General features: G+C 75.4%; 9 protein-coding genes. 6 read left to right on the forward strand and 3 right to left on the reverse strand.

Annotation, left to right across the window (positions count from 1 at the left end):
* The first annotated feature begins 188 nt into the window (after window positions 1-188).
* Window positions 189-2,306 carry a DNA gyrase/topoisomerase IV subunit B gene (locus tag RM780_RS01500; protein WP_311628554.1) on the forward strand — a complete coding sequence of 706 codons (2,118 nt, stop codon included), beginning with the start codon at window positions 189-191 and terminating at the stop codon, window positions 2,304-2,306.
* Window positions 2,307-2,328: 22 nt separating this feature from the next.
* Here the strand turns inward: RM780_RS01500 and RM780_RS01505 are convergent, their stop codons facing one another.
* Window positions 2,329-3,219, reverse strand: coding sequence for a sucrase ferredoxin (locus tag RM780_RS01505; protein WP_311628555.1), 891 nt, complete (start codon window positions 3,217-3,219; stop codon window positions 2,329-2,331).
* A gap of 148 nt (window positions 3,220-3,367) precedes the next feature.
* On the opposite strand from RM780_RS01505, the gene RM780_RS01510 reads away from it, so the two are divergent.
* Window positions 3,368-4,369, forward strand: a complete 1,002-nt coding sequence (locus RM780_RS01510) for a CobW family GTP-binding protein (RefSeq protein ID WP_311628556.1) — start codon at window positions 3,368-3,370, stop codon at window positions 4,367-4,369.
* 325 nt (window positions 4,370-4,694) lie between these two features.
* Here RM780_RS01510 and RM780_RS01515 read toward each other — a convergent pair whose 3' ends face one another.
* Window positions 4,695-7,145 carry a DNA gyrase/topoisomerase IV subunit A gene (locus RM780_RS01515; protein ID WP_311628557.1) on the reverse strand — a complete coding sequence of 817 codons (2,451 nt, stop codon included), beginning with the start codon at window positions 7,143-7,145 and terminating at the stop codon, window positions 4,695-4,697.
* A gap of 172 nt (window positions 7,146-7,317) precedes the next feature.
* Between RM780_RS01515 and RM780_RS01520 the strand changes: the two genes are divergently transcribed.
* From RM780_RS01520 to RM780_RS01530, 3 genes are all read left to right on the forward strand, one after another.
* A complete protein-coding gene (locus tag RM780_RS01520) occupies window positions 7,318-8,709 on the forward strand; it encodes a M16 family metallopeptidase (RefSeq protein ID WP_311628558.1) in 1,392 nt (463 codons plus the stop codon).
* Window positions 8,706-10,106 carry a M16 family metallopeptidase gene (locus RM780_RS01525; RefSeq protein WP_311628559.1) on the forward strand — a complete coding sequence of 467 codons (1,401 nt, stop codon included), beginning with the start codon at window positions 8,706-8,708 and terminating at the stop codon, window positions 10,104-10,106. Before RM780_RS01520 ends, RM780_RS01525 begins: the two co-directional genes overlap by 4 nt.
* A gap of 275 nt (window positions 10,107-10,381) precedes the next feature.
* Window positions 10,382-11,059, forward strand: a complete 678-nt coding sequence (locus RM780_RS01530) for a GntR family transcriptional regulator (protein WP_311628560.1) — start codon at window positions 10,382-10,384, stop codon at window positions 11,057-11,059.
* 103 nt (window positions 11,060-11,162) lie between these two features.
* Here the strand turns inward: RM780_RS01530 and RM780_RS01535 are convergent, their stop codons facing one another.
* Entirely contained in the window at window positions 11,163-11,453 is a 291-nt protein-coding gene (locus RM780_RS01535; protein WP_311628561.1) for an HPr family phosphocarrier protein, read from the reverse strand.
* 77 nt (window positions 11,454-11,530) lie between these two features.
* On the opposite strand from RM780_RS01535, the gene RM780_RS01540 reads away from it, so the two are divergent.
* Complete coding sequence (locus RM780_RS01540) at window positions 11,531-14,656, forward strand: GNAT family N-acetyltransferase (protein WP_311628562.1); 3,126 nt, start codon at window positions 11,531-11,533, stop codon at window positions 14,654-14,656.
* The last annotated feature ends 59 nt before the right edge of the window (window positions 14,657-14,715 follow it).

Genomic DNA, 14,715 nt, shown 5'->3' on the forward strand with positions numbered 1-14,715 from the left:
GGAGCCTAAAGGGTTCATGCCTCGAAGGGAACGTGATGTATCCGTCACCCCTCCCCTTCTTCGAACAAGTGAGCGACTCTGGGCTACCCTGTGACCTCGTGGGTGGCTGCACAACCGCTCTCTCTGGCCTCGGTACCCTCTGAGCGGCACTCCGCCACCGATCAGGATTCAGCGAGGAGCGAAACCGCGTGACCGCCGACACGTCCGTGCCATCCGCCGCACTGCTGACCGGGTCCGACCCGGGGGGCGCCTACACCGCCCGGCACCTGATGGTCCTGGAGGGCCTGGAGGCGGTCCGCAAGCGCCCGGGCATGTACATCGGCTCCACGGACAGCCGCGGCCTGATGCACTGCCTCTGGGAGATCATCGACAACTCCGTGGACGAGGCCCTGGGCGGCCACTGCGACCGCATCGACGTCCTCCTCCACGAGGACGGCTCCGTGGAGGTCCGGGACAACGGCCGGGGCATCCCCGTCGACGCCGAGCCCAAGACCGGCCTGTCCGGCGTCGAGGTCGTCATGACCAAGCTGCACGCCGGCGGCAAGTTCGGCGGCGGCTCCTACGCGGCCTCCGGCGGCCTGCACGGCGTGGGCGCCTCGGTGGTGAACGCCCTCTCCGCCCGCCTTGACGTGGAGGTCGACCGCGGCGGCCACACCCACGCCATCAGCTTCCGGCGCGGCACCCCCGGCATTTTCACCGAGACCAGCCCGGACGCCCCCTTCGACCCCGCCGGCGGCCTGCGCCGGGTCCGCAAGATTCCCAAGTCCCGCACCGGCACCCGCGTGCGGTACTGGGCGGACCGGCAGATCTTCCTCAAGGACGCCCGCCTGTCCGTGGAGACCCTGCACGCCCGCGCCCGCCAGACCGCGTTCCTCGTCCCGGGGCTGACCATCACCGTCCGCGACGAGCGCCCCTCCGACGGCGAGGGCCCCGTCGAGGAGGTCTTCCGCTACGACGGCGGCATCAGCGAGTTCTGTGAGTTCCTGGCCCCCGACAAGCCGGTCTGCGACGTGCTGCGGCTGAGCGGCCAGGGCACCTTCAAGGAGACCGTTCCCGTCCTGGACGACCGCGGCCACATGATCCCCACCGAGGTCAAGCGGGACCTGGAGGTGGACGTTGCGCTGCGCTGGGGCACGGGCTACGACGCGACCGTGCGTTCGTTCGTCAACATCATCGCCACCCCCAAGGGCGGCACCCACGTTGCCGGCTTCGAGCGGGCCCTGCGCACCACGGTCAACGACGTCCTGCGCGCCACCAAGCTGCTGCGGGTCGCCGAGGACGACATCTCCAAGGACGACGCCCTGGAGGGCCTGACGGCCGTCGTCACCGTCCGCCTGGCCGAGCCGCAGTTCGAGGGGCAGACCAAGGAGGTCCTGGGCACCTCGGCCGCCTCCCGGATCGTGGCCACCGTGGTCGCCAAGGAGCTGAAGGCGTTCCTGACCTCGAACAAGCGCGACGCCAAGCAGCAGGCCCGCGCCGTGCTGGAGAAGGTCGTGGCCGCAGCCCGCACCCGCATCGCCGCCCGCCAGCACAAGGAGGCCCAGCGCCGGAAGACCGCGCTGGAGTCCTCGGCCCTGCCCGCCAAGCTGGCCGACTGCCGCAGCGACGAGGTCGAGCGCAGCGAGCTGTTCATCGTCGAGGGCGACAGCGCCCTGGGCACGGCCAAGCTCGCGCGGAACTCCGAGTTCCAGGCCCTGCTGCCCATCCGCGGCAAGATCCTCAACGTCCAGAAGTCCTCCGTCGCGGACATGCTGAAGAACGCCGAGTGCGGCGCCATCATCCAGGTGATAGGAGCCGGGTCGGGGCGGACGTTCGACATCGACCAGGCCCGGTACGGCCGGGTGATCTTCCTGGCCGACGCCGACGTGGACGGCGCGCACATCCGCTGCCTGCTGCTGACCCTCTTCCAGCGCTACATGCGGCCCATGGTCGAGCAGGGCCGCGTCTTCTCGGCCGTCCCGCCCTTGCACCGCATCGAGCTGTCCAACCCCAGGCGCGGCCAGGATCGGTACGTGTACACGTACTCCGACCAGGAGCTGCGGCAGACGCTGCTGGACCTGGAGCGCCGGGGCGTGCGGTACAAGGACTCCATCCAGCGGTACAAGGGCCTGGGCGAGATGGACGCCGACCAGCTCGCGGAGACCACCATGGACCCGCGCAAGCGGACCCTGCGGCGGATCAACATCAGCGACCTGGAGGCGGCCGAGGAGGCGTTCAGCCTGCTGATGGGCAACGACGTCGCCCCGCGCCGCGAGTTCCTGGCCCGCTCGGCGGGAACGCTGGACCGCTCCCGCATCGACACCTGAGCGCGGCCCCGGGGCCGCGCGGCTAGCGCGGGCCCAGCGGCTCCACGGCCGTGACCTCGAAGCGGGTCTGCGGCTCGGGGTCCGCGCCGCAGCTCGCCGGCACCGGCGGGCCCGGCTCGGTCCGGGCGACCGTGACCCGCCAGGCCCGCCCGTCCCGGTGGCTCACCGTGGGCCGTGGGCCGCCCGCAACCGTCAGGGCGTCCGCGCCGTCCTCGCCGGTCAGCGCGCGGACGGCCAGCTCGGCGGCCTGCCCGGCGCGGTCCCAGGCGGAACGCCCGCGGCAGCGCTCGGTGACCACCCGCCCGTCCTGGACGGCGCTGACCACGTCCTTGACCGCCACCGCGGTCATCCACCCGTAGGCGTAGCCGTGCGGCAGGACCAGCAGGGTCGGGGCGAACCGGTGCCCGCCCAGGTGGGTGACCTCCCAGACCGAGGCGCCCCCGGCCGCGGCGGCCTCCGCCGCCAGGGGCCGGCCCAGCACCGCGCAGCAGCGGTCGCGGCGGCCGTTGGTGCACACCAGGACCAGCGGGGCCCCGCGGTAGGGCTCGCCGACGCCGTCGTGGTGCCCGGCGCCCAGGCGCGCCGGGTCCAGGGCCAGCAGCTCGCGGGGGTCGGCGGGGCACAGAGCGCGGATCCAGGCGTTGCCCGGCGCGGTGTGGGCCAGGAAGACCCGGCCGGCCCGGCGTTCCTCCGCGGCACCGTCCCGGCCGGGGCGGCGGATCAGCGCGGCGCGCACGCCCGCGGCGTCCCAGGCGCCGAGCGCGCGGCCCACGCCCGGGTCCAGCCGGCTGTCGGTGAGCGCCCGCGCGCCCCAGGGCCCGGGCTGCTCGATCAGCAGCCAGGTCCCCGCCGTCGCCGCCGTGCCCGGCAGCGGCTCGGCCGCCGCCCGGGAGGCGTTCGCACACGTGCTCACCCAGGCAAGGCTAACCACTCCTGCCCCATCCGTCGCGTTGGTGTGCCCGGGTGCGTGTCCGCCTGTGTCCGGGCGCCTGCCGCCGGGCCCGCCGGGGGTGAACGGCCGCCGCGGGGGCGGCCGTCCGGGTGCCGGTATCGTGCGGGGCATGGTCAGCCCCAGGGTCCCGGTCCTCGTCCTCACGGGCTTCCTCGGAGCGGGGAAGACCACGCTCCTCAACCACCTGCTGCGCAACCGCGAGGGCGCGCGGATCGGCGCGGTGGTCAACGACTTCGGCAGCATCCCGGTGGACGCCATGACCGTCGCGGGGCAGGTCGACGCCCTGGCCTCGTTCGGCAACGGCTGCCTGTGCTGTGCCGTGGACACCGAGGACCTGGACCACGCGCTGGAGCGCCTGACCCGCCCCGAGCTGCGGATGGACCTGATCGTGGTGGAGGCCAGCGGCCTGGCCGAGCCGCCCGCGCTGGCCCGGATGATCCTCGCCGGGGAGAACCCGCGCGCCCTCTACGGCGGGCTGGTGCAGGTGGTGGACGCGGCCGAGGCGGAGCGCACCCGGCACCCGGGCGTGGCCGACCTCGTGGTGGTCAACAAGGCGGACCGGGTCGGGCCCGAGCGCCTGGCGCGGCTGCTGGAGGAGCTGCGCGAACGCGCCCGTGGCGCGCCGGTCGTCGCGGCGGAGCACGGGCGGATCGACCCGCGGCTGCTGCTGGACCCGGGCGGGGCCGGCCGGGCGGAGGGGGCGCGGCAGCTCAGCTTCGCGGACCTGCTCGCCGCCGAGGAGGAGGCGGGCCCGCATCCCCACGCGGCCCACGAGAGCGTGGCGTTCGCCTCCGAGGAGCCGCTGTCCGCCGCCCGCCTGATGCGCTTCCTCGACACCAGGCCGCCTGGCCTCTACCGCATCAAGGGGCACGTCGCCCTCGGCCCGGCCGAGCGGTACGCCGTCCACGCCGTGGGCCGCTTCCTGCGCTTCTACCCGGCGGAGGCGGGCCGCACCGAGCTGGTCCTCATCGGCTCCGGCATCGACGCGGAGGCCCTGCACAAGGAGCTTTCCGCCTGCGCGGGCCCCGACCCCGACCCCGCGGCCGGCCGCTGGGCGTTCCTGCGCTACGTGGACGACCCGGACGACGTCCCGGACGCGCCGGGGCGCTGACCGGCGCCGGGTGCGCGGCCCGCCTGGCCCGTGAGGGGGTCGCCGCGAGGCCGCCGCTCCCGCCCGGAGCGGGGGTCGGAGGACGCGTGCGGTGTCGGCCGCTGGGGGCGACTCCCTCGCCCGGGGCGGGGGTGGGACAACGCATGTGGCGGCCGTTGCGAAGAAGCCCGGCGGCGTCGGTGGCGCAGCGCCCGCGAAAGCCGTTGTGAGGGGCCCGGCTTCAGGGCAGGGTGACGCGTCCGCGTCGCGGCGGCGGTCGCCAGGGCCGGGGGCAAGGCCCCGGCCCCCGGGTGGGCGCGTTCCGCCCGGGGGCGGAGCGCGCCGCTCACACCGGCCCGGCGACCACCGCGATCGGCTTGGCCAGGGGGACACCCGAGCCGTCCCGGCGCGGGTCGGGCTCAGGGAGGTCGGCCGGGGCGCCCGCCGCCGTGGCCGCGCGGGGCGGGGCGGCCCCCGCCCAGGCGAAGGCCAGGTGGTCCTCGCCCTTCAGGAAACGCTGGCAGCGCACGCCGCCCGTGGCCCGCCCCTTGCGCGGGTACTGGTCGAAGGGCGTGAGCTTCGCCGTGCCCAGCGCGTCCAGCGTGTCCGGGCCGCCGGCCACCGTGACCACCGCGGCCTCGGCCGCCGGGTCGACGGCCGTGAACGAGATGACCCGCGCGCCCTCGCCCAGCTTCACGCCCGCCATCCCGCCCGCCGGCCGGCCCTGAGGCCGCACCTGGGAGGCCGGGTACCGCAGCAGCTGGGCGTCGCTGGTGATGAACACCAGGTCCTCTTCGCCGCTGCGCAGCTCGGCCGCGCCGACGATCCGGTCCCCCTCCCGCAGGGAGATGACCTCCAGCTCCTCCTTGTTGGCCGGGTAGTCCGGCACCACGCGCTTGACCACTCCCTGCTCCGTGCCGATGGCCAGGCCCGGCGAGGACTCGTCCAGCGTCGTCAGGCACACCACCCGCTCGTCGGGCTCCAGCGAGAGGAACTCCGACAGCTGCGCCCCGCCCGCCAGGCTCGGCACCGAGGAGCTGTGCGGCAGCTGCGGCAGGTCCACCACGGCCAGCCGCAGCAGGCGCCCGGTGGAGGTCACGGCCCCGACCTCGCCGCGCGCGGTGGACGGCACGGCCGATACGACGACGTCGTGCTTGCCGCGCCGCGCCCGCTGGTCGAACGCCACGTCCCCGTCCGCCGAGCGCGCCAGCAGCCCGGTGGAGGACAGCAGCACGCGGCAGGGGTCGTCGGAGACCTCCAGGGGCACGGCCTCGGCGGCCTCCCCCTCGGGGCGCGCCTCGGCCAGCAGCGTGCGGCGCGGCGTGGCGTACTTCTTGGAGACCTCGGCCAGCTCGGCGGAGACCAGCTTCCGCAGCTCCGCGTCCGAGTCCAGGATCGCCGTCAGCTCCGCGATCTCGGCCGTCAGCCGGTCCCGCTCGCCCTCCAGCTCCAGCCGGTCGAAGCGGGTCAGCCGCCGCAGCGGCGTGTCGAGGATGTACTGCGTCTGCGTCTCCGACAGGCCGAAGCGCGCGATCAGCGCTTCCTTGGCGGCGGCGGCGTTCTCGCTGGAGCGGATCAGCCGGATGACCTCGTCGATGTCGACCAGCGCCACCAGCAGGCCCTCGACCAGGTGCAGCCGGTCCCGCCGCTTGCGCCGCCGGAACTCGCTGCGCCGCCGCACCACCTCGAAGCGGTGGTCGACGTAGACCTGGAGCAGCTCCTTCAGGCCCATCGTCAGCGGCTGGCCGTCCACCAGGGCGACGTTGTTGATCCCGAAGGACTCCTCCATCGGGGTGAGCTTATAGAGCTGGGCGAGGACCGCCTCGGGGTTGAAGCCGTTCTTCACCTCGATGACCAGGCGCAGGCCGTGCTCGCGGTCGGTGAGGTCCTTGACGTCCGCGATGCCCTGGAGCCGCTTGGCGTTGACCAGGTCCTTGATCTTGGCGACGACCTTCTCCGGGCCGACGGTGAACGGCAGTTCGGTGACCACCAGGCCCTTGCGGCGGGCCGTGACCGGCTCCACCGCGACCGTGGCCCGCATCCGGAACGTGCCCCGGCCGCTCGCGTAGGCGTCCCGCACGCCGTCCATGCCCACGATCTGACCGCCCGTCGGCAGGTCGGGCCCCGGCACGAAGCGCATCAGCGCGGCCAGGTCGGCGTTCGGATACCGGATCAGGTGCCGGGCCGCGGCGATGACCTCGCCGAGGTTGTGCGGCGGCATGTTCGTCGCCATGCCCACGGCGATGCCGCTCGCGCCGTTCACCAGGAGGTTGGGGTAGGCGGCGGGGAGGGCGGCCGGCTCCCGCTCGCTGCCGTCGTAGTTGGGCGCGAAGTCGACGGTGTCCTCGTCGATGGACTCCACCATCAGCCCGGCCGCGGGCGCGGAGCGGCACTCGGTGTACCGCATGGCGGCGGGCGGGTCGTCGTTCCCCAGCGAGCCGAAGTTCCCGTGGCCGTCGACCAGGGGCAGGCGCATCGAGAAGGGCTGGGCCATCCGCACCAGGGCGTCGTAGATGGCCGAGTCCCCGTGCGGGTGCAGGCGGCCCATCACCTCGCCCACCACGCGGGCGCACTTGACGTACCCGCGATCGGGGCGCAGGCCCATCTCGTGCATCTGGTACAGGATCCGGCGGTGCACGGGCTTCATCCCGTCCCGCGCGTCCGGCAGGGCGCGGGAGTAGATCACCGAGTACGCGTACTCCAGGAAGGAGCCCTGCATCTCGTCGACGACGTCGATGTCGAGGATCCGCTCCTCGAACTGCTCGGGAGGCGGTGACTGCGGGCTGCGGCGGGCCATCGCGGCGGGGCTCCTTCGTGCGGACGGGCGGGTTGCTGGCGGCCATTCTGCCGACCATGGTGGACGGCCCCTCTGACAACCGGGAACTTCGCGCACCCCGGCTCACCTTGCATAAGGTGACGTAGAACTGCCGAAAGTCTCAGCACCGTCCGAGCGAAGGGACCGCATTCCCATGGGCCACACGGCCAACCCGCAGGATACCGTCGGCGGGCTCACCGCGACCGAGCACCGGCTGGCCAACGGCCTGCGCCTGGTGCTCTCCGAGGATCACCTCACCCCGGTCGCCGCGGTCTGCCTCTGGTACGACGTCGGCTCCCGGCACGAGGTCCCCGGCCGCACCGGACTGGCCCATCTGTTCGAGCACCTGATGTTCCAGGGCTCGCACCAGGTCAAGGGCAACGGCCACTTCGAGCTCATCCAGAACGCCGGCGGCTCGCTGAACGGCACGACCAGCTTCGAACGCACCAACTACTTCGAGACCATGCCCGCCCATCAGCTGGAGCTCGCCCTCTGGCTGGAGGCCGACCGGATGGGCACCCTGCTGTCCGCGCTGGACGAGGAGTCCCTGGAGAACCAGCGCGACGTGGTGAAGAACGAGCGCCGCCAGCGCTACGACAACGTCCCCTACGGGACGGCCTTCGAGAAGCTCAGCGCGATGATCTACCCCGAGGGCCACCCCTACCACCACATCCCCATCGGCTCGATGGCCGACCTGGACGCCGCCTCGCTCGCCGACGCCCAGGAGTTCTTCCGCACCTACTACGCGCCGAACAACGCCGTCCTCGCCGTCGTCGGGGACATCGACCCCGAGCAGACCCTGGCCTGGGTGGAGAAGTACTTCGGCTCCATCCCCTCCCACGACGGCAAGCGTCCCCCGCGCGACGGCAGCCTGCCCGACGTCCTCGGCCGCGAGGTGCGCGAGCTGCTGCGCGAGGACGTTCCCGCCCGCGCCCTGATGGCCGCCTACCGGCTGCCCCACGACGGCACCCGCGAGGCCGACGCGGCCGACCTGGCCCTGACCGCGCTGGGCGGCGGCGAGTCCTCCCGCCTGCACAACCGCCTGGTCCGCCGCGACCGCACCGCCGTGGCCGCCGGCTTCGGGCTGCTGCGCCTGGCCGGCGCCCCGTCGCTGGGCTGGCTGGACGTCAAGACCTCCTCCGGCGCCGAGATCGCCGCCATCGAGGCCGCGGTGGACGAGGAGCTGGCGCGTTTCGCCGAGGATGGCCCCAGCCCCGAGGAGATGGAGCGCGCCCAGGCCCAGTTGGAACGCGAGTGGCTGGACCGGCTGGCCACGGTGGCGGGCCGCGCCGACGAACTGTGCAAGTACGCCGTCCACTTCGGTGACCCGCAGCTTGCCCTCACCGCCGTGCGGCGCATCCTGGAGGTGACGCCCGAGGAGGTCAGGGCGGTGGCTGCCGCCCGGCTGCGCCCGGACAACCGCGCGGTCCTGGTCTACGAGCCGACCGCGCCCGAGGGCCGCGACGGGGACGAGGACACCGACGAGACCGCGCAGGCGGCCCCCGCCGCCGGCCAGGCCGACACCGAAGAGGCGGCAGCCCGATGACCGAGACCACCCCCGTGACCCCCGCCATGACGCTTCACCCCCAGCCCTCCGGCGGCGAGCCCCGGCCCTGGGCGTTCCCCGCCCCCGAGCGCGGCGGCCTGCCCAACGGCCTGGCCGTGCTGCGCTGCCACCGGCCCGGCCAGCGGGTCGTCGCCGTCGACCTTCACCTGCCCGCCCCGCTGGCCGCCGAGCCCGCCGGCCAGGAGGGCGTGGCCACGATCATGGCCCGCGCCCTGTCCGAGGGCACCGACCGGCACTCCGCCGAGGAGTTCGCCGCCGAGCTGGAGCGCTACGGCGCCACCCTGGACAGCCACGCCGACCACGCCGGCATTCGCGTCTCGCTGGAGGTCCCCGCCTCCCGGCTGCGCCCCGCCCTGGGCCTGATGGCGGACGCGCTGCGCGCCCCGGCGTTCGCCGAGAGCGAAATCGAGCGCCTGGTGGGCAATCGCCTGGACGAGATCCCGCACGAGCTGGCCAACCCGGGCCGCCGCGCGGCCATGGCCCTCTACGACGCGCTCTTCCCCGCCGGCTCCCGGATGGCCAGGCCCCGGCAGGGCACCGCCGAGACGGTGGAGCGGATCGACGCCAAGGCCGTGCGCGCCTTCTACGACGCGCACGTCCGCCCGGCCGGCGCCACCGCCGTGGTCGTCGGCGACCTGACCGGCGTGGACGTGGACGCCGTGCTGAAGGAGACGCTGGGCGCCTGGAGCGGCCCGGCCGCCGCGCCGCTGGCCTGGCAGCCGCCGGCCGTGGACGACGCGGCGCGTGTGGTCATCGTGGACCGCCCCGGCTCCGTGCAGACCCAGCTGCTGATCGGCCGCACCGGCGCCGACCGGCACGACCCGCTCTACCCGGCCCGCCGCCTGGGGATCTACTGCCTCGGCGGCACCATCACCTCCCGGCTCGACCGGGTGCTGCGCGAGGAGAAGGGCTACACCTACGGCATCCGGGCGTTCAGCCAGGTGCTGCTCTCCAAGGCGGACGGCACGGGCCTGGCCCTGCTCGGCATCCGCGGCTCGGTGGCCACCGAGGTGACCGGCCCGGCCCTGGCCGACCTCTTCGCGGTGCTGCGCACGCTCTCCGCCGAGGGGCTGACGGAGGAGGAGCGCGACTCGGCGGTCCAGTACCTCGTCGGCGTGGCGCCGCTGAGCTTCGAGACCGCCGCGGCGGTCGCCGGGACCCTGGCCGACCAGGTGGAGGAGGAGCTGCCGGACGACTACCAGGCCCGGCTCTACCAGCGGCTCGCAGAGGCGGGCACGGTGGAGGCAACGGCGGCCGTGGTGCGGGCGTTCCCCCTCGACCGGCTGGTGACGGTGCTGGTGGGCGACGCCTCGCAGATCGCCGGCCCCGTCGCGGAGCTGGGCATCGGCGAGGTCACGGTCGTCAACGGCGGCTGACGCCGCGCCGGTTGGTCCCGGCCTCCCCGGCCTTCCCGCGCGGTCCCCCGGCCGGCCCCGGGCGTGCCACGCCGCCCGGGGCCCGCTGGCGCGCCCGGGCCCCCTCCGGCCTCCGGCGCGCCCGTGGCCGAAACTCCGCGCACCGCCGGGTTTCAAGGCCGAAAAACCCTCTCTTTACTGGGGCGCTATCGGCATTCCCCCGGTTTTGCCATACAGTTCCCTCCAGTGACCCGGTAGTAATACACGAAGCTCTCGCCGGCTTATGGGGGTTGTTCATGCGTATCTCCGCGCACACGGTATGCACGGCGATCCGTGACGACATCGTCGGCGGCGTGCTGCCGCCCGGCTCCCGGCTCGCGGAGGAGCAGCTGGCGCAGCGCTACGGCGTCTCCCGGGTCCCGGTGCGCGAGGCGCTGCGGACGCTGGAGTCGGAGGGCTTCGTCGTCTCCCGGCGGCACGCCGGGGCGTGCGTGGCCCAGCCCGGCGACCGGGAGGCCGCCGACCTGCTGGACATCCGCGCGCTGCTGGAGCCGCTGGGCGCGGCCCGCGCCGCCCAGCGCCGCACCGAGGCGCACCTGAAGGTGCTGCGCGGTCTGGTCCGGCTGGGGCGTCAGCGCGCAGGCCAGGGGCAGGAGGCGGACCTGCGCTCGCTGGGGGACTGGTTCCACGAGACGGTGGCGCAGGCCACGTGCAGCCCCGGGCTGACCGCGCTGCTGGTGCAGCTACGGCGCAAGATCACCTGGCTGTACGCGGGCGAGCCGGTCTCCCGGGCGGTCGTCCTGTGGCAGGAGCGCGGGGCCCTGGTGGACGCCATCGCGCGCGGCGACGCGGAGCGGGCGCGGGCGCTGACGGCGGCCCAGCTGGAACGCTCCACGCCCGCCCGGCGGCAGTTCAGGCCCGCCGCTGTGAGAAGCCCGAAACCTGCCGTAAACACGGTGCGCGGCCAGATTTAACAAGGGCCGTATACACCTGGGTAATAGCGCCCTGAATTCCGCCGCGAGAATCGCGGCGGCGAATTCTGCTGCCCGCGTTTCGGCGCCGCCGCGAACGGTTTATTCACACCGTTTCCGGAAGCTCCTCAAGTCCTTCGGAAATGAGCCTCGCCAGCAGATCCAGGGCCGCCTCCGCGGCGTCGGCGTCCTCGGCCGCGGAGGCCAGGACCACCTCCTCGCCGCCCTCGGCACCGAGGCTCAGCACGGCGAGCATGGAGGCCGCGTTCACCGGCGTCCCGCCCTTGCGGGCGATGGTCACCGGCACCCCGGTGGCCGTGGCGGCGCGGACGAAGATCGAGGCGGGGCGGGCGTGCAGCCCCTCCGCCCAGCCGATGGTGACGCGGCGCTCGGCCATGGTGGTGCCCTTCCGGGGAGCGGACGTGCGGACGTGCGTTGGCGGAACGTTCGGTCGGACAACCGTACGCTGAACCCATGCGGACGACCGCTCAGCCTCCCGGCCCACCGCCCCCGTACCCGGCGCACTGGGAGGCCGACGTGGTGCTGCGCGACGGCGGGGTCGCCCACGTCCGGCCCATCACGCCCGAGGACGCGGGGCGGCTGGTCAGCTTCTACGAGCGGGTCTCCGACGAGTCGAAGTACTACCGCTTCTTCGCCCCCTACCCCCGGCTCTCCGACCGGGACGTGCGCCGCTTCACCCATCACGACTACGTCGACCGGGTCGGCCTGGCCGCCACGGTGGGTGACGAGTTCGTGGCCACCGTCCGCTACGACCGCGTCGACGCGCAGGGCCGGGCGGCGCCCGCCCCGGCCGACCGCGCCGAGGTCGCCTTCCTGGTGCAGGACACGCACCAGGGCCGGGGCCTGGCCTCCACGCTGCTCGAACACGTCGCCGCCGTCGCCCGGGAACGCGGCATCCGCCGCTTCACGGCCGAGGTGCTGCCCGCCAACTCCCGCATGATCAAGGTGTTCACGGACGCCGGGTACTCCCAGCGGCGCAGCTTCGCGGACGGCTCCGTCCACCTCACCCTCGACCTGGAGCCGACGGCCGCCTCCCTGGCGGTCATGCGCGCCCGCGAGCAGCGGGCCGAGGCGCGCTCCGTGCAGCGGCTCCTGGCGCCGCGGGCGGTGGCCGTGGTCGGGGCGGGCCGCCGCCCCGGCGGGGCCGGGCGCACGGTGCTGGCCGGGCTGCTCGCCGGGGGCTTCTCCGGCCCCGTCTACGCCGTCAACTCCGCCCTCCCGCCCGGCGAGGACCGCCTCGGCGGGGCCCCGGCGTTCCGCTCCGTGGGCGCCATCGGCGCCCCCGTGGACCTGGCGGTGGTGGCCGTCCCCGCCGACCGGGTCGCCGGGGTCGTCGCGGACTGCGGGGAGCACGGGGTGCAGGGCCTGGTCGTCCTGGCCTCGGGCCACAGCCGGGCGCGGCAGCGCGAGCTGGTGCGGCAGGCCCGCTCCCTGGGCATGCGCATCCTGGGACCCACGGCGTTCGGCGTGATCAACACCGCGCCGGACGTGCGGCTGAACGCCAGCCCCGCGCCCCGGCTGCCCCGCGCCGGGCGGATCGGCCTGTTCACCCAGTCCGCCGCCACCGGCATCGCGGCGCTGGACGAGCTGGAGCGGCGCGGCGGCGGCCTGTCCACCTTCGTCTCCGCCGGGGACCGCGCCGACGTCTCCGGCAACGACGTCCTCCAGTACTGGTACGAGGACCCGTCAACCGACGTCGTGCTGATGTACCTCGAATCTTTGGGCAACCCGCGGAAGTTCACGCGCCTGGTGCGGCGCACCGCCGCGGCCGGGACGCCCGTGGTCGTCGTCCGGGGCGGCCGGCACAGCGGCGGCGCCCCGCCGCCCGGCCACTCCGCGCCGGTCGGCCGCACGCCCGAGGACACGGTCTCCGCGCTGCTGCGGCAGGCCGGGGTCATCGAGGCGGGAACGGCCGTGGAGCTGGTGGACACCGGGCTGCTGCTGGCCCGCCAGCCGCTGCCCGCGGGGCCGCGCGTGGCCATCGTGGGCAACGACGAGGCGCTCGGCCTCGTCGCCCACGACGCCTGCCGCGCGCTGGGCCTGCGCCCCTCGCCGCCCGCCGCCCTCGCCCCGGGCGCGCCCCCCGAGGACTACCGCGCCGCGGTGGCCGCCGCCCTCGCCCGCCCCGCCACGGACGCGGTCCTGGTCACGGTCATCCCCTCGGTAGCGGACGCCGGCCCGCCCTCGGAAGCCCTGGCCGCCGCCCTGGCCCCCGCGGCCGGCGGCGCCGCGCCGCTGCCCGGCACGGCCGACGCCCCGGCCGGTGCCGTCCCCTCCGCGGGGCGCGCCCCCGGCGGCGCCACCGCGCCGGAGGACCTCGCCGGGCCCCCGCCGGGGGAGGGACCGCCCCCGGCGGAGGGCGTGGGGTGCGCGCCGGCCCGGGGCGTTGGTCCGGATGGCGATTCGGGAGCCGCCGCGGACGGCGGCGACGCACGCGTCCGTGCCGCGCCGTCCGGCCCCGTGCCGGGTGATCAGCCCCGCAGGGCTGCCCTCGGCCCGCAGGGCGCCACCCCGCCGGGCCCCGGCCGGACCCCGCCGGGAGCCGAAGCCGTGCCGGGGGGAGGACCGCCCCCGGCGGAAGGCGCCGGGCGCACGCCCGCCTCTGCCGTTGCCCCCGCCGGGGAACCGGCGACCGCCGGAGAAGGCGGCGGGGTGCGCAAGCCCGTGCTCGTCGCGCATCTGGCGTTGGAGGAGCTGGCCCTCGCGCTGGGGGAGCGGGGCGTGCCGGCCTTCCCGTCCGCCGAGCGGGCCGCGCGGGCCTTGGCCGCGGCCGTGCGCCACGCGGAGTGGCGCGCGCGGGCCGCAGCGCCCGGGCGCGTGCCCCGGTTCGAGGATGTGGACGAGCAGGCCGCGGGGCGGGCCCTGGCCGAGGCGGCCGGGGCCGGGCGGCCCGTCACGCTCCCCGCGGCCCGCACCGAGGAACTGCTCGCCGCCTACGGCATCCCCCTGCTCCCCGCCCGGCAGGCCCCCGACGCCGAGGCCGCCGTGGCTGCGGCCCGCGCCATCGGCTTCCCCGTAGCGCTGAAGGCCACCGCCCCCCACCTGCGGCACCGCGCCGACCTCGGCGGGATACGGCTCGGCCTGGCCACCGAGGGCGAACTACGACGCGCCTACACCGAGTTGACGAGGCAGCTCGGCGACCGCCCCGAGCGGCTGCGGCCCGTGGTGCAGGCCATGGCCCCGCGCGGCGTGGACACGGTCGTGCGGGCCACCGTGGACGCCTCGATCGGCGCCGTGCTCTCCTTCGGCCTGGCCGGGCCGCCCTCCGAGCTGCTGGGCGATCTCGCCCACCGGCTGCTCCCCGTGACCGACCGGGACGCCGCCGAACTGGTCCGCGCCATCAGGGCCGCGCCCATGCTCTTCGGCTGGCGCGGCGCCCGGCCCGTGGACACCCCCGCCCTGGAGGAGCTGCTGCTGCGCACCGGCCGCCTCGTCGAGGACCGGCCGGAGATCGCGGCCGTCGAGCTGGACCCCGTGGTCGTCGCGCCGCACGGCGTCGGCGTCCTCGCGGCCACCGTGCGCGTCGCGCCCCCGCCCCCGCGCGCGGACCTGGGGCCGCGCCGCCTCCCCGCGTACTGACCGCCGACGGCCGCCCCCGGCCGCCCGCCGCGCCCCGGCCGTTCCGGCACTGCCCCGAA

The organism is Streptomyces boetiae (assembly GCF_031845405.1).
In the GTDB taxonomy this organism is placed as follows: Bacteria; Actinomycetota; Actinomycetes; order Streptomycetales; family Streptomycetaceae; genus Streptomyces; species Streptomyces boetiae.